This is a genomic window from Candidatus Methanocrinis alkalitolerans, from assembly GCF_029167205.1.
GTDB lineage: Archaea > Halobacteriota > Methanosarcinia > Methanotrichales > Methanotrichaceae > Methanocrinis > Methanocrinis alkalitolerans.
This window is the reverse complement of the sequence record NZ_JARFPL010000002.1, coordinates 38,962-53,673: the sequence shown is the minus strand read 5'-3', so window position 1 is coordinate 53,673 and position 14,712 is coordinate 38,962. Positions and strand designations below refer to the sequence as shown.

Sequence of the window (14,712 nt, the reverse complement as noted above, 5' to 3'; positions counted from 1 at the left end):
GGGTTCGAATTTGGTCGATCTCAGATCTGTCTCTCTCAGATCTGTCTATCGTCTCTATCCTACCTGTGGATCTCGGATCGGATCAGCATCAGACCGGTCGAGGTCTTCGATGATCCGTCGCAGCCTCCTCTTCATCTCGCCGTCGATCCGCCTCTCAAGGTCGGCGCGGTCGACTACCAGGTTCTCCCAGATCGCAGTCCCCACGATCATCCCCTTGAGGAAGGCGGGCCTGCAGTCGGTATCGATGGAGCTCTGGACCCGGTTGACGTACCTTCGGAGGGTGGTGCCGGGGATGGATTTGTAGGCGTGGAGCTCGCCGATCACGGCGAGGACCTCACCGTCCTCAAATCCGGACGTTTCGGGATGGGTTTGCACTTGCGGGAAACTATTTATCTTGCGCGCTTCAACTCCGCATGCGTCGGTGCGCTCCAGTTCAAAGCCTTGAAGTATCACGGTTTTGCACAGTAGATCGGGCGGGGGTTGCCAAGTGGCCAAAGGCGCGGGACTTAAGATCCCGTCTCGCAGGAGTTCGCGGGTTCGAATCCCGTTCCCCGCACCTTATCGCCCCTTTATGCAGTCGGTGGGCCTTGATCTATTCTCAGCAATCGCCGATAATCCCCGTCGGTCGTCGTTATTTTTCAAGGGCCATCTTCATATCGCTGACGGGTATCGTGGATCTCGCCCATCATCAGGGAGCTCAGATGGTCTGATGGAGAAGGTGGTTGGGGAGAGATGAGGGAAGATCGAGGTGTTGAGGAGATCGGGAAGGCGGAAGAGTCTTTCCAGATCCTGCTGGTAGAGGACGATAACGCTCACGCCATGATAGTCATGAGGTCCTTTGAGCGGCTCGGCTTCTCCGGCGGGATCGACTGGGTGAGGGACGGGAATGCGGCGCTGGACTATCTCCGGAGGCGTGGGACCGAGGAGGCCGTTCTTCCGAGGCTGGCGATCCTGGACCTCCGGCTCCCGAAGGTCGACGGCCACCAGGTCCTCTCTGAGATGAAGAGCTCCGAGAGGCTGAAGACGATCCCAGTCGTCGTCCTCACCACCTCCACCAATGAAGAGGATCTGCAGAAGGCTCGCAGCCACCAAGTCAACGGCTACCTGACAAAGCCCCTCCGACTGGAAGAGCTGCAGAAGATCGTCGAGGAGGTAAAAGATACTGGTTCGAATGTAACCGGCGCCCTAGACCCACCTGAAACGGATGAGGGAAGCTATGTTCTTGTGGAGGAGCGATAAACCCTGAAGACCCTGAGGCTGAAGTGTCATGACTCTGCGGAAAAGCACTCTTTTAGTCACCGGCGCTCTAATCTTCGTCATGATCGCGATCATCAGCGGCGTCATGATCCTGCTCATGACGAAAAGCCTCGACGAGCTGGAGGAGGAAGACGCAGGCCGAAAGATCGAAACCATCGCCTTTGCCCTCCAGGAGGAGCTCGCCGCCCTGGGCAGGATCAGCGGCGACTGGGCCCCTTGGGATGAAACCAGCCAGTTCGTATCAGACGTAAACGAGGATTACGTCCTGGCTAACCTGAACGAAGCAACCCTCAACAACCTGGGCGTCAGCTTCATGCTATTTTACAACAGCTCCGGCGAATTGGTTTACGCCACCTGGCATAATCCGGCCGTCCCGTACCTCGCTGAGGGCGACCACCTCATTTATCATCCCCACCCAGAAGATCATGTAGCCGGGATCATCGCCCTTGACGGCGGGGTGATGATGATAAGCTCTCGCCCCATCCTGGACAGCCAGTGGAAAGGCCCCATCGAAGGCACCCTCGTCGTAGGTCGCCACCTCGACGAGGCCAGGGTCGAAGAGCTTGGTCGTCGTATCAACGGCGTCCTGAGGATAGTGCCCGTCGATCCTCATCAGGCGCCATCGAAGATCAATGGTATCGGATACCGGGACTCGCCCGTCCTGATCAGGCCGGTTGACGACGAGACGCTCCTCGCCTTCAAGACCATCGAGGATATACGCGGATCTCCGTCCATCCTCCTGGAGGCTCACATTCCGAGGGATATCCACCAGAGGGGCACTGAGATCATGGGCTATCTTCTAATGGCGATGGTCCTGGCGAGCTTCGTCTTCGGGGGGGTGGTCCTCATCTTCCTGGAACGGTCCGTCCTGTCCCCTCTCTCCGTCATCACCACCTCCGTCGATGAGATAAAAATGTCTGAGGAGCCTGATAAGGGCCGGATTTCTGAGTTGAGACGGGGGGAGCTCGGGACCCTCGCAGATTCGATCAACGAGATGCTGGACCGCCTTGAGATCTACAACCATAGGCTTCTGGAGACCGAGGAGAGGTTTCGGGCGATCTTCGAGACCGCCCAGGACTGCATCTTCATCAAAGACCGGGAGAGCAGGTACGTCCAGGTCAATCCCGTAATGGAGAAGATCTTTAAGATGTCGTCCTCGGAGATCCTGGGAAAAGGGGACGAGATCCTCTTCGGCCCCGAAACAGCGGCAATAATTCGCGAGGCAGACTCCCAGGTCCTCTCCGGCAGACCCTTCGCTGGCGAAGTCTCCCGAGAGATCGTCGACGGGATCTCGACCGCCTTTCACGCCATCAAGGTCCCCCTGAGAGACGACCAGGGAAATATAGTGGGGATATGCGGCATCTCAAGGGACATCACCTATCTGAAAGATGCCGAGATGGAACTCGTCAGAAGGGATATGCTCCTCTCCGCCGCCGCCATAGCCTCCTACACTCTCCTCATCAACTCCGATATCGACCGCGTCATCATCGACGCCCTCCAGCTCCTGGGAGAGGCGGTGGAGGCGGACCGGGCCTACATCTTCGAGAACCGGACCGAAGATGGGGAGGTCCTCATGAGCCAGCGTTACGAGTGGACGAAAGGGGAGATCGAGCCCCAGATAAACAACCCCGTCCTTCAGAACCTCCCATACCTCCCCGATTCATCTCGTTTTTATGAGACGATCTTGAGGGGGAGACCTTACAGAGGTCTCGTCAAGGACCTCCCCGAGCCGGAGAGGGCGTACCTGGAGCCCCAGGGGATCGTCTCCATCCTGATCGTCCCCATCATCATGGAGGATCAGCTATGGGGCTTCATCGGCTTCGACGACTGCCATTCCGAAAGGGTCTGGACCAATAGCGAGATATCGGCCCTCCAGGTGGTGGCGGGGATCGTCGGCGGGGAGATCATCCGGTCCCGGACCCGCCGGGAGCTGGAGAGGGCTAAGGACGAGCTAGAGGAGAGGATCGGCGAGGTGGAGGCGAAGAACGCCGAGATGGAGCGGTTCGTCTACACCGTCTCCCACGACCTTCGATCTCCCCTGGTCACCATCCAGGGGTTCGCCGGCTTCCTCAGGGAGGACATATCCGATGGCGATCTTGATAATATCGAGACCGACCTTGGGATGATAGAGGATGCTGCTGTCAAGATGGACCACCTCCTCAAAGACACCCTGGAGCTCTCCCGGATCGGCAGGGTGGTGAACCCGCCGGAGGAGGTCTCCTTCGGAGAGGTCGTCCATGAGGTTCTAGAAGCTCTATCCGATAAGATAAAAGCAAGGCTTATCAAGGTCGTCCTCCCGGAGAGCTGGCCTGCCATTCGGGGTGACAGGTTGAGGATGGAGGAGGCTCTTACCAACCTCGTCGAGAACAGCATCAAGTACATGGGGGTCGAGCCCCATCCCGAGATCGAGATAGGATGGCGGAAGGAGGGGGTGGGGCCGGTCTTCTTCGTCCGGGACAACGGTATCGGGATAGAGAGCGATCAGCGGGAGAAGATCTTCGACCTATTCTACAAGCTCGACCCAGAGTCAGAGGGCAGCGGCGTCGGACTTGCTATAGTCAGGAGGATCATAGAGGTCCATGGAGGGAAGATCTGGGCGGAGCCGGGGGAGGGGAAAGGTACGACCGTCCTCTTCACCCTTCCGACCTCTTGAAGAGGCTCAGATCTTTAGAGGGCTGGCCTTCTCCGCCTCGAGGCTCTTCAGCCCCTCTTCGGCCGAGTCCCGGCTCGTCCTCTTGCGCCATTTCTGAAGGGCCTCCCTTGCGATCTCCGGAAGCTTCTGCATGCTCTCAGCATCTTTTATGACGTAATCCATAGCACCGGACTTGAAGGCAGCAACAGCTATCTTCTCCGAGCCGTACCCGGTGAGGATCACCAGAGGGAAGCCGACCTCCAGGGGACGTTCCGCATTCCCCGTGAGGTCGAGGCCACAGCCGTCCGGGAGGAGGTAGTCTGCTATCACCAGAAACGTTCGGCCTCTGTTCTCCTCGATCCACCTCAACGCATCTCGAAGGTTCGCCAGGTGATGAAACTCTCTTCTCGAACCGCTCTCCTCGAAGATCCGGTGGATGAGGGCAGCATGGCCGACGTCATCTTCGACGAGGATTATCGCCTCCGACCCGTCCAGAGAGGGGTCCTCTCCATCAAAATGGCCGTCCCCTGCCATCTCGGCAGCCACCCTCCTCTGGGATGACGCCATCTCCAACAGCCGCTCTTCGCCGAGGCCCACGGATCCATCGGCGTAATATTCGAAGAGCTTCGTACCCCAGGTGACGGCGCATTCTCCGGTATAGATGGTACCCGATGCGATATCGTAGACGCCGTCTTCTCGAAAGAGCCCCAGGTAGACGAAGGATTCGGTGACCATCAGGACGAGCTTCATATCGTCTCGGGATAGACGTAGCCTGAAGTTATCGAATTTGAAGGACTTCTTAAACTCGGGATCCAGGACTCCATCCGAGGCGATGAGAAAACCCGTCACTTCCTCGGTCAGCAAGAGATCTAAGCAGCTGCCTCTTCTAAGAGCGCTTATGAAAGCATCCGACCCGTTTGGGAATATCAGCGCCGGAAGAACGGCGCGGATGCTCTTCGATCTCGCCAGCATCGATTTCAGCGTCTCGTGGGACTTCAAGGGCTCCGAGGGGTCTGAGAATATGATCTCCGACTGAAAGAGCATGCCGATCCTTTCAAGGAGCACTGGGGGTATGCCGCTTATGTCGTGGTTCAGCCAGTAACCTGGCCTCTCTTCCAGTTTGTTTAAGGTCCTGAGGATCCCCGAGAGGAGGCCGGCTTTAAGCTTTCCGAGGTTGGTCAGCTTATAACCATCTCGATCTCTTGCCACCAGATCAGAATCGCTCATATCCCTGAGGGCGTGGAGGATGGTGGTGTTTCTCCCACCCAGCTCCGCCTGCAAGTCTTTTATATCTTTACTCTCATTTTTTAAACATAGGAGGATGTTCATCCTCAACTCTGAACTTGCAAAGGCCCTGACCAGCTTCACCGATTTCTCTCTCATCCATCCCCACACTCCATCCGTCCGCGTCGCCTCTCACAATTTGAGGATTTGATGACCCGGTTGGTGACGGAGATATCGGGGACCGACCCATCAGAAGCGAGATGATCTTTGGCGGCGATATGCACATTCGGATAATATCGATAGCAGTCTCTAGCCTCCTTCTAATTGGGCATATATGTATCTTTCCTCCCTCCCTGGCCCCCAAGCCCGGCGCGGAGCCGGAGGGGGAAGAGCTGAAGGGGATGGAGGCGGACGGCGCCGCCTCCTCCCCAACCCGCTGGGCCGACTTGGACGTCCACCTCCGCGACGGACCCTCCATTTTTGATATGGGAAACGTATATCTGGGAGGTTTCCCATAGCCACGCCAGGTGTTCTGATTTGGCTCCATCCGACCTTCCCATACTCGTAACCTGTGGACTTCCCTACGCCAACGGCCCCTGTCACATCGGCCACCTCAGGACCTACGTCCCCGCCGACATATACGTCCGGGGTCTGAAGAAATTAGGAAAAGATCCCCTCTTCATCTGCGGCTCCGACTCCCATGGGACCCCCATAGTCGTCAACGCCGAGGAGAGGGGTACGACCCCCACAGAGCTCGTCGCCCTATACCACCAACACTTCGACGACGTCTTTGGGCGTATGGAGGTGGAGTTCGACTACTTCGGAAATACCGACGACCCCTCAAACCACCGCCGTACCCGCTCCCTCGTAGAGGCTCTGATGGAGGAGGGTTACGTCTACCCCCAGGAGATCCAGCTGGCCTACTGCCCATCTTGCGACCGTTCCCTCCCCGATAGATACGTCGAGGGGATCTGTCCTTACTGCGGTTCCCCCGCCAGGGGCGACGAGTGCGACCAGGGGTGCGGCCGCCACCTGGAGCCAGGGGAGATAGCCGAACCCCTCTGCAAGGTCTGCGGGAGCAAGGCCGGATACCGTACTCAGAAGCACTACTTCTTCCAGCTATCGGCGTTCAGCGACTTTCTCGTCGATTTCCTCCAGGAACTCGGGGGGACGACGAACGCCAGGAACTACGCCCTGGAGTGGGTCAAACAGGAGCTGAAAGACTGGTGCATCACCCGAAACCTCGACTGGGGGGTGAAGTTTCCCGGGCACGATGAGCTCGTCGTCTACGTCTGGGTGGACGCCCCCATCGGCTACATATCCTTCACCGAGGAGTGGGCCCTCCGGGCCGACGGCGACTTTGAGAGGTATTGGAGGAATCCGTCCCGGATCGTCCACTTCATCGGAGGCGACATCGTCTACCATCACTGCATCTTCTGGCCGGCGATGCTGAAGGGAGCGGGCTACACCCTCCCCAGCGCCGTTGTGGCGAGCGGGATGCTTAAGATCGACAACAAGACCTTCTCCAAGAGCAGGGGGTACGTCGTATGGGTGATCGACGACTATCTGGACAAGGGGCTCCACCCCGACCTCCTCCGCTACTACCTCGCCTCCTACACCTCCCACACCAAAGAGCTGAACTTCTCCTGGAAGATCTTCGCAGAGAAGGTGAACGGAGAGCTGGTGGGGGCCCTCGGCAACTTCGTCAACCGGGCCGTCACCTTCACCGCCAAGAACTTCGACCGGTCCGTCCCCGCGGGCGACCTCGACCCGGAGGTGACGGCGAAGATCGAGGCTGCGATAGCCGAGGCGAAGGCGGCCCTGGAGGAGTACGAGTTCAAGAAGTTCGCCGACGGTGCCATGGCCCTCGCAGACTTCGGGAACGTTTACTTTCAGTCCCACGAGCCGTGGAAGCTGGCCAAATCCGACAGGGTAAGGTGCGGCGCTGTATTGAGAAACTGCCTGCAGATCGCCAAGGCCCTGGCGATCCTCTTCTCGCCGGTGATGCCCGAAAAGATGGAATCGGCCTGGAGGCAGCTGGGGCTTTCGGGGACCGCGGCTTGGGCCCAATTCGACGACGCCCTCGTCCCCATGGATGCAGGGAGGAAGCTTGGGGTCCCCGAGCACATCTTCGAGAAGATAGACGACTCGATGGTATCGGACCTCGAAGAAATATTCAGGGATCGTGTAGCTGCCCTGGAGGCGAAGAAGGGCAAGAAGGGTGAAGAGAAGATGACTGCCATAAAGTTTGAAGATTTCCAGCGGCTCGACATCAGAACCGCCGTGGTCAGAGAGGCCGAGCCGATCAAGGGTTCAGAGAAGCTCCTCCGTCTCATCGTCGAGATCGGGTCTGAAGAGAGGCAGATCGTGGCGGGGATCGCAAAGACCCACCGACCCGAAGATCTGGTGGGCAGAAATATCGTCGTCCTCGCCAACCTCGAGCCCGCCAAGCTCTTCGGCGTCGAGTCCCGGGGGATGCTCCTGGCCGCAGATCTTGAGGGGTCCGCCGTCCTCCTGGTGCCGGAGACGAAGACCCCTCCCGGGACGAAGATCCGCTGACTTCGCCGGGATCGGCGAGGCAGGCGACCATCGACCGATCCGATCCCGGAAGGGAGAGATCGTCGAGATGCGATATAGAGATGCGATATAGAGATGCGATATAGTCTGGGTGCGGCAGAGTTAAGGCGGCGCCAGATGAATATTCAAAAAATACACATACAAATATAGATTCGCTTTATGACAAGAGATAGGAGGTCATGATATTGCTCCAGGTTGAGAACTTATACAAAGTCTACAGTCTCAAAGACCGCCAGGTGGAGGCCCTGAAGGGAGTCAGCTTCACCGCCAGAGATGGAGAGATCCTCGGGATCGTGGGGAAGAGCGGAAGCGGCAAAAGCACCCTCATGAAGATCCTCCGGGGCGTCGAGAGCTTCGACTCCGGAAGGATCGAGATAGACGGCCTCGTGATAACGCCTGAATCGGATCAGGAGACTGTGAAGGCGCAGAGGCAGATCACCGCCATCCACCTCCAGAGGGACTTCGGCCTCTGGACCGAGTCCGCCCTGAACAATGTGGTGAAGCGGGTCTACTCCCGGAAGACCGGCTACGAGATGATCCCCACAGAGTACGACCTCGGCTACGAGGAGGTCATCTCAGAGGCGATGGAGTACCTGAAGGTGGTGGGGCTGGAGAAGAAGGCGAAGCAGCTTGCCACCATCCTCAGCGGCGGCGAAAAGCAGAGGCTCTTGATAGCAAGGCAGCTTGCCAAAAAGCCCAAGGTCCTCCTCCTGGACGAGCCGGCGACGATGGCGTGCCCCTCGACCAAGCAGGAGGTCCTCGACGCCATAAAGAACGTCAACAGAGAGCTGGGGATCACCACCCTAGTCGTCTCCCACCTCCCGGAGGTCCATCGGTACCTGGCGGATAGGCTCATCTGGCTCGACCAGGGCGAGATCCGGGACGAAGGCGATACGGATGCGGTTTTGGATCGGTTTCTCTCCCTCATAGGCGAGGCAGACCCCCTCGCCCCCAGGCGCGACGCCCCCCCCGCCATCAGGGTGGTGGACCTGAGGAAGAGGAACTATCTCGTAGGGACCGGTGAGGTCCTCAGAATCGAGGATCTGGACCTGGATATAAGGGAGGGGGAGATCACCTCTTTGATAGGAGCCAGCGGCTCGGGTAAGACGACCCTCCTGAAGATCGTCCAGGGGATAGCCAAACCCGACGAAGGGTCCGTCTTCTACCGGCTTGGAGACGGCTGGGTCGACATGGTGGAGTACTCCCGGGAGAGGATGGAGGTTCGAAGAAATCTCGGAATAATGTACCAGGAGTTCGCCCTGATGCCCCGGGAGACGGTCCTGGAGCAGATCGGCTACAAGATGGGGGTTAAGGGGCAGGACGTCATCGATCACGCCCGGAAAGTGGCTGAGGAGCTGGGGATCAGCGATAAGGTCTTGGACGTCATCTACTCCCTCACCGACATGACAGAGGATGACGCAAAAGGGGTCTTGGAGAAGCTGGGCCTCACCACCGGCATCTTCGAAGAGCTCTTCCCAAGGTTTCCTGCGACGGAGGCGAGGAGGTACGCAGAGCCGATATTCGAGGTCATGGACCTGGACACCTCGGTCCTGGACAAGTACCCCTCTGAGCTGAGCGGCGGCGAGAAGGTGAGGGTCTCCCTCGCCCTCGTCCTGGCGTCAAACCCCAAGATCCTCATCCTCGACGAGCCCTTCGGCGACATAGACCCCATAACCCTCCGGGAGGTCTCCAACGCCATAAAGAGGATCAACGCCGAGTTCGGGACCACCATCCTCCTCGTCAGCCACCACGTCGACTTCGTCCGGGAGATATCCCACAGGGCGGTTCTCATCGACGCGGGGTCGGTCTTGGCGGACGGCGACACCAAAGAGGTCTGCGACCTCTTCATATCCAGGTGTGATGCCGCTTACCTCCAGGAGGTCCCCAGGAAGACGGCTCCGGCGGAGAAGGCCTGAGAGAGGATCTCATGGACAGGGAGATAGGCGATATCTACGACCAGATATCCGGTCAGATCTCGCCCCAGGAGTTTGAAGCGCGGGTCGAAGAGAAGGTCTCGTTGATGGGGGAGCTCTGCGACCGGAGGACAGCGGCGATGCTCGTCGCCCGGGAGTTCGGCGAGGTGGAGCTGAAGGTCGCCTCTATAAGGCCCGAGACCGGGAAGGTCACCTTCCTCGGCAAAGTAATATCCATCTCGGCGGTCCACGAGTTTCCCAGGGGCGACGGGTCTTTGGGGAGGGTGGCGAACCTCGCCGTCGGCGACGAGACCGGGACCGTCCGGATCGTCCTCTGGGACGAGCTCGTGGAGCCGGTGACGAAAGGAGAGATCGCCGTCGGCCACACCTTCAGGGTGAGGGGCTTCACCCGGGAGGGGTACTTCGGGACGGAGGTGACGCTGGATCGCGGGGGGCTCGAGGAGGTGGAGGCGGAGATAGAGACGAGGGTCGATGCTTACAAGATCTCTGAAATTAGGGCGGACATGGGGGAGATCACCGTCCTCGGGAAGGTCGTCGACCCCGGCGAGGTCCGGGAGTTCTCCCGGCGGGACGGGACCGTGGGCCTCGTCCGGTCCGTCACCCTAGGCGACGATACCGGGAAGATCAGGCTGACCCTCTGGAACGAGAAGGCAGAGATGGAGATCGAAGAGGGGGAGACGCTGGAGGTCGTGAACGCCATCTCCCGGGAGAGGTACGGCCAGGTGGAGATCCAGGCGGGGGGCTACTCGGCGTTGAGAAAGAGCGATGAACTGATCGAGTTTCAGGAGAAGATCACCGCCATCTCGGAGATGGAGGCGGGATCGATATACAGCATATCTGGGTTCGTTTCAGGCCTCGGAGAGGTCCGGGAGTTCGGCAGGGACGACGGGACCATCGGGAGGGTCGCCAACATCTACATCTCCGACGATATGGGGAGGGTGAAGGTCTCCCTCTGGGACGACCACGTCCGGCTCATCGAGAGGATCGACCTCGGATCCCGGATCGAGCTCTTCGACTGCATGGCGAAGGTGGGATGGAACGGCGAGCTGGAGGTGACCTGCGGTTGGAGGACGAAGGTTACTTTCGCCCCGCCCGAGTAAAGGGGTTAAGGTTGGGACGGTTCAATAGGTCCATCTGGGATTGGTGAAGTATGGCTGAGATATTACTTGAAGATCTCTCCGGGGTGGGCCCTGCCACGGCGGAGAAGCTGAGGGAGGCGGGGTTTGCCAGCGTCGAGGCGCTGGCGGTGGCGTCTCCGGCGCAGCTAGCAGCATGTGCCGACGTCGGAGAGTCGACGGCCGCAAAGATCATCGCCTCCGCCAGGGAGGCGGCGGATATCGGGGGGTTTGAGACCGGCGACATGGTGATGGAGAGGAGAAAGCTCGTCGGGAAGGTGACGACGGGCAGCGAGACCTTCAACGCCCTTATGGGGGGTGGGTTTGAGACCCAGTCGATCGTGGAGCTCTACGGCGAGTTCGGATCCGGGAAGACTCAGGTGGCCCACCAGGTGGCGGTGAACGTCCAATTGTCAGGAGAATTGGGGGGTCTCGACGGCTCCGTCATAATAATCGATACCGAGAACACCTTCAGGCCCGAGAGGATCATCCAGATGGTGGAGGGGCTCTCCCCGTCCCCCGATCCGGATCGTCCATGGGACCCCGAGGAGTTTCTGAAGAACATCCACGTCGCGAGGGCCTACAACTCCAACCATCAGATCCTCCTCGCCGAGAGCGCCCTCGACCTCGCCGAGAAGCTCAAAAAGTCTGGAAAGCCGGTGAGGCTCCTCATCGTCGACTCCCTCACCGCCCACTTTCGGGCCGAGTACGTCGGGAGGGGAACTCTCGCCGATCGGCAGCAGAAGCTCAACAAGCACCTCCATACCCTGATGCGCTTTGCAGACCTGAACAACGCCGTAGTCCTGGTGACAAACCAGGTGATGGCGAAGCCCGACGCCTTCTTCGGCGACCCCACAAAGCCGGTGGGAGGGCACATCGTCGGCCACACCGCCACCTTCAGGATATATCTGCGAAAGTCCAAGGGCGATAAGAGGATTGCAAGGCTGGTGGACTCGCCGAACCTCCCCGACGGCGAAGCGGTCTTCTCGGTGACCACTGCGGGGTTGCTCGATTGATCCGGGTCGTGGCCATCGATATCGACGGGACGATCACCGACGATGAAAGGCTCCTATCCCCGGAGGCGGTGGTGGCGGTCAGAAGGCTCAACTCCCTCGCCGAGGTTATCCTGGTGACGGGAAACGTCCACTGTTTCACCCGGGCGGCGGCGGTCCTCCTGGGGACCTCCAAGACCTTCATCGCCGAGAACGGAGGCGTCGTCTCCTGGGGGGAGGGGGAGATGGAGCTCTTATCCGATCCTGCCATCTGTCAGGAGGCGTACCTTCGGCTCAAAGAGGTCTACCCCTTAAAGAAGAAGGACTCCCGGTATAGGATCACCGATCTCGTCGTCGACTCCGGATTCGACGTTGAAGAGGCAGAAACCCTCCTGGATGGCTGGGGCATCCCCGCCGACCTCGTAGACAGCGGTTTTGCTGTCCACATAAAAGATCGGAAGGTGGACAAGGGACGGGCCTTATCTGAGGTGATGTACCGGCGGGGCATCTTGCGGGAGGAGGTGGCCGCCGTCGGCGACAGCAAGAGCGACCTTCCCATGTTCAGGGTCGTGGGGTTTCGGGCGTCCGTCGGAAATGGGGTCCCGGAGCTTAAGGCGGAGTCTGACTACGTCTCAGAGTTGGAGTTCGGTCCGGGGTTCTGCGAGATCGTGGATCAGATGGTCGATAGAGAGATCTTCTGACCCCTCGATCGTCTCAATTCAGAGCCAGCCCAGCCCACATGCCACCCCCAGCCCCACCAGCAGTCCTCCAGCGATGACCTTGGCCGCCCGCTCCCAGTTGCGCCGATACTCTCGACCGAGCTGCATCCCCACCCAGGTGAATAGCACCGAGAAGGATGCGATGGTTCCTGCCACCGCCAGCGGATGGGCCCGGCCCAGGCCGAGGCTGAAACCCACCAAAAGATTGTCTGTGCTCAGTCCCGCAGCCAGCAACACCAGCCCCTGCCATTGAGTCACCCGTCGCGCCAACTTTTCATCCTTGGAAAGCTCCTCGTCCTCGCTTTGATGATGGAGGCCGCCGATCGCCGTCGGCAGACCCAAACCCACCAGGAGCAACGCGCCCACCAGGTTCGTGTGAAGGCCGATCATCTCCGCGATGGTCGAGCCCAGCCATATGCCGAGGAGAGGCACGAAAAATTCGAAGAGGCCGAAGACGAGCATCACCCGGAAGCGGCGATGCGCCTGCCCCAGTGCCCCCAGGGCCAGAGCCACTGCGAGGTTGTTGGAACCGATTACGGCTCCCAGGATAAGAAAATCGATGGGTGACATGGGGCCTGCCTTGCTCAATATTAGAATTTTCTTCCCTAATCCATATCCCTCAGAATACGGACCCAGTTCGTCTCGCAGACGATCCACCACCCCAGGGTCTCCTTTGCAAACTCCCTCGCCGCGGGGCAGAAGGCGTCGACGGCCAGGTGGTAAGGCATCTCCCGAAGGGGGGGGTGGAGGGGGTAGCGGGTGCAGGTCTTGGGCCGTGCGGGATATATGGTGCACCCTTCCTTGGGATCGTAGAAGGGGCAGGGCTGTTTGAGGGCCCAGGCCTTCAGGCCCTCGTCATACCTGCAAAGGGCCTTGAGCCTCTCCATCGACCATTCGAGGTGGCTGCATATCCTGTCCAAATCTTCTTTTTCGAGGTAGAGCCCCGCCCCTGGGGTATAACAGCACCTCCCGCAGCCGGTGCACCGAAACCTCTCCCAGAAGAGGTCCGCTCCCCAGGATGTCCCCTCCGGGTCTCTTCTATCCTTGGCGGGGAGGGGTATGGCGATCTCGAAGGGCTCGGTCTCGCCCCGGTCGATCGTCTGATGCTGCTCATCTCGGCCGAGGACCGACCAGTGGGGCCTGCGTTCCAGGAGCTTTCTGTGAAGCCCCTCCCGCTTCATCTCGACGCACTCTCTTGCACACCGGAGGTGGCAGAGCCTCTTCGCCTCTGCCAGTTCCTCTTCTGGGGATGATCTTCTCGGGGTTTTGGGGGAGGGCTTTTTGGAGATGGTGATCGCCACCTTTCTTTGAGATCCTCACTTCTTCCAGGCGATCTTATCGCCCTTTATCTTGATGACCCCCTCCTTCTTAAGCGTCCGGGCGATATCCTCGGCCACCGCCGTCCCGTCCACCATCATGGTGAAGTCCTCCATATCCTCTTCGAAGAGGAGGAGTTCTCGAAATTCATCGGCGTCGACCTTACTGGCTCCTTGCGGCGGATCGAGGAGCCTCTCGAAGGTCATCCCCACAGAGCAGATCTTGTAGTACTCCTCGGGGTACTCGATCGCGAAGTCGTCGTCGACGTTCTTGGCAAGAGGGGTCGTCAGTTCGTAGAGCTTGACCTCCACGATCTTCTCGAGACGGACGGCCAAAATGGAGCTTACCAGCTCGTCTTCGAGGTCGCAACTTTCGGGATCGACGATTATCCTGAGGAGCGGGTCTTCTCCCAGCTCTCCATCGGCGCCCTCAAGGCCGATATCGTTCAGCTCCAGGGCCGCATCAAGAAATTGGAGCGCCTCGAGCTTCTCCAAAAGGCTGGTCGCCCTATCCATCATCTCCTCAGGGGAGCCGGACGGGTCTTCCGTGGCGATAGATCCTTCCTCCATGAACTGGGCCATCTCGGCCATCTTCCCCTTCCAGGACGGATCCAGGATGGAAAGGTACCGATCTGCGAACTTCTCGGCCTCGACCCCCTCAGCGAGGCCGGCCTTGATGGCCCCAATGAACCGATCGTAAACGGTGAAATCATCGATCCGCTCCCTCAGCTGGCTCGCCCTCCCTTCCATGTAGATGGCGCTCTCCATGATCGCAGAGATCGACGGTTTCAGATCGACCTTTACGCCAGCCTCTTTGAGCCGGTCGGCGATCTTTGAAGCCTCGTCCTCGTCGTATTCTCCGAGCTTGAACATGGGATATACCATGGAGGAGGTTTATTTAAGATGTTTGGAGATGGCGAGGAAAGGGGCGAGCCGGACCGCCGAG

The 14,712-nt window shown here is 59.4% G+C and carries 13 protein-coding genes and 1 tRNA gene; 9 read left to right on the top strand and 5 right to left on the bottom strand.

What is annotated here, in order from left to right:
- Positions 1 to 54 precede the first annotated feature (54 nt).
- Positions 55 to 375, bottom strand: coding sequence for a hypothetical protein (locus P0O24_RS00985; RefSeq protein WP_316967872.1), 321 nt, complete (start codon positions 373 to 375; stop codon positions 55 to 57).
- A gap of 98 nt (positions 376 to 473) precedes the next feature.
- Between P0O24_RS00985 and P0O24_RS00980 the strand changes: the two genes are divergently transcribed.
- The 3 genes from P0O24_RS00980 (at position 474) to P0O24_RS00970 (ending at position 3,910) form a co-directional block, all read left to right on the top strand.
- A tRNA-Leu gene (locus P0O24_RS00980) sits at positions 474 to 556 on the top strand.
- 176 nt (positions 557 to 732) lie between these two features.
- Complete coding sequence (locus tag P0O24_RS00975) at positions 733 to 1,239, top strand: response regulator (RefSeq protein ID WP_316967871.1); 507 nt, start codon at positions 733 to 735, stop codon at positions 1,237 to 1,239.
- A gap of 28 nt (positions 1,240 to 1,267) precedes the next feature.
- Entirely contained in the window at positions 1,268 to 3,910 is a 2,643-nt protein-coding gene (locus P0O24_RS00970) for a CHASE4 domain-containing protein (RefSeq protein WP_316967870.1), read from the top strand.
- A gap of 6 nt (positions 3,911 to 3,916) precedes the next feature.
- Here P0O24_RS00970 and P0O24_RS00965 read toward each other — a convergent pair whose 3' ends face one another.
- Complete coding sequence (locus tag P0O24_RS00965; protein ID WP_316967869.1) at positions 3,917 to 5,272, bottom strand: transcriptional regulator FilR1 domain-containing protein; 1,356 nt, start codon at positions 5,270 to 5,272, stop codon at positions 3,917 to 3,919.
- Positions 5,273 to 5,373: 101 nt separating this feature from the next.
- Here P0O24_RS00965 and P0O24_RS00960 point away from each other — a divergent pair, with 101 nt between their 5' ends.
- From P0O24_RS00960 to P0O24_RS00935, 6 genes are all read left to right on the top strand, one after another.
- Complete coding sequence (locus tag P0O24_RS00960) at positions 5,374 to 5,631, top strand: hypothetical protein (RefSeq protein ID WP_316967868.1); 258 nt, start codon at positions 5,374 to 5,376, stop codon at positions 5,629 to 5,631.
- Between the two features lie 19 nt (positions 5,632 to 5,650).
- Positions 5,651 to 7,672 carry a methionine--tRNA ligase gene (gene metG, locus P0O24_RS00955; protein ID WP_316967867.1) on the top strand — a complete coding sequence of 674 codons (2,022 nt, stop codon included), beginning with the start codon at positions 5,651 to 5,653 and terminating at the stop codon, positions 7,670 to 7,672.
- A gap of 203 nt (positions 7,673 to 7,875) precedes the next feature.
- Positions 7,876 to 9,606 (top strand): ATP-binding cassette domain-containing protein, encoded by a 1,731-nt coding sequence (locus tag P0O24_RS00950; RefSeq protein ID WP_394356645.1) that lies wholly within the window; start codon positions 7,876 to 7,878, stop codon positions 9,604 to 9,606.
- An 11-nt stretch (positions 9,607 to 9,617) separates the two neighbouring features.
- A complete protein-coding gene (locus tag P0O24_RS00945; protein ID WP_316967865.1) occupies positions 9,618 to 10,724 on the top strand; it encodes an OB-fold nucleic acid binding domain-containing protein in 1,107 nt (368 codons plus the stop codon).
- A gap of 50 nt (positions 10,725 to 10,774) precedes the next feature.
- Complete coding sequence (gene radA, locus P0O24_RS00940; RefSeq protein ID WP_316967864.1) at positions 10,775 to 11,755, top strand: DNA repair and recombination protein RadA; 981 nt, start codon at positions 10,775 to 10,777, stop codon at positions 11,753 to 11,755.
- Positions 11,752 to 12,432 (top strand): phosphoglycolate phosphatase, encoded by a 681-nt coding sequence (locus P0O24_RS00935; RefSeq protein ID WP_316967863.1) that lies wholly within the window; start codon positions 11,752 to 11,754, stop codon positions 12,430 to 12,432. Before radA ends, P0O24_RS00935 begins: the two co-directional genes overlap by 4 nt.
- An 18-nt stretch (positions 12,433 to 12,450) precedes the next feature.
- Here the strand turns inward: P0O24_RS00935 and P0O24_RS00930 are convergent, their stop codons facing one another.
- From P0O24_RS00930 to P0O24_RS00920, 3 genes are read right to left on the bottom strand one after another with little or no spacing between them, the layout of a single operon-like run.
- On the bottom strand, positions 12,451 to 13,020 hold the full coding sequence (locus P0O24_RS00930) for a manganese efflux pump MntP (protein WP_316967862.1): 570 nt from the start codon (positions 13,018 to 13,020) through the stop codon (positions 12,451 to 12,453).
- A 35-nt stretch (positions 13,021 to 13,055) separates the two neighbouring features.
- Positions 13,056 to 13,751, bottom strand: coding sequence for a YkgJ family cysteine cluster protein (locus P0O24_RS00925; protein WP_316967861.1), 696 nt, complete (start codon positions 13,749 to 13,751; stop codon positions 13,056 to 13,058).
- 15 nt (positions 13,752 to 13,766) lie between these two features.
- A complete protein-coding gene (locus P0O24_RS00920) occupies positions 13,767 to 14,639 on the bottom strand; it encodes a hypothetical protein (protein WP_316967860.1) in 873 nt (290 codons plus the stop codon).
- Positions 14,640 to 14,712: the final 73 nt, after the last annotated feature.

Bases quoted from the DNA above. Each gene is read 5' to 3' on its own strand.
- P0O24_RS00960 (WP_316967868.1), top strand. From the start codon at position 5,374: ATGATCTTTGGCGGCGATATGCACATTCGGATAATATCGATAGCAGTC.
- P0O24_RS00970 (WP_316967870.1), top strand. From the start codon at position 1,268: ATGACTCTGCGGAAAAGCACTCTTTTAGTCACCGGCGCTCTAATCTTC.
- radA (WP_316967864.1), top strand. From the start codon at position 10,775: ATGGCTGAGATATTACTTGAAGATCTCTCCGGGGTGGGCCCTGCCACG.
- P0O24_RS00930 (WP_316967862.1), bottom strand. From the start codon at position 13,020: ATGTCACCCATCGATTTTCTTATCCTGGGAGCCGTAATCGGTTCCAAC.
- P0O24_RS00975 (WP_316967871.1), top strand. From the start codon at position 733: ATGAGGGAAGATCGAGGTGTTGAGGAGATCGGGAAGGCGGAAGAGTCT.
- P0O24_RS00920 (WP_316967860.1), bottom strand. From the start codon at position 14,639: ATGTTCAAGCTCGGAGAATACGACGAGGACGAGGCTTCAAAGATCGCC.
- P0O24_RS00945 (WP_316967865.1), top strand. From the start codon at position 9,618: ATGGACAGGGAGATAGGCGATATCTACGACCAGATATCCGGTCAGATC.
- P0O24_RS00965 (WP_316967869.1), bottom strand. From the start codon at position 5,272: ATGAGAGAGAAATCGGTGAAGCTGGTCAGGGCCTTTGCAAGTTCAGAG.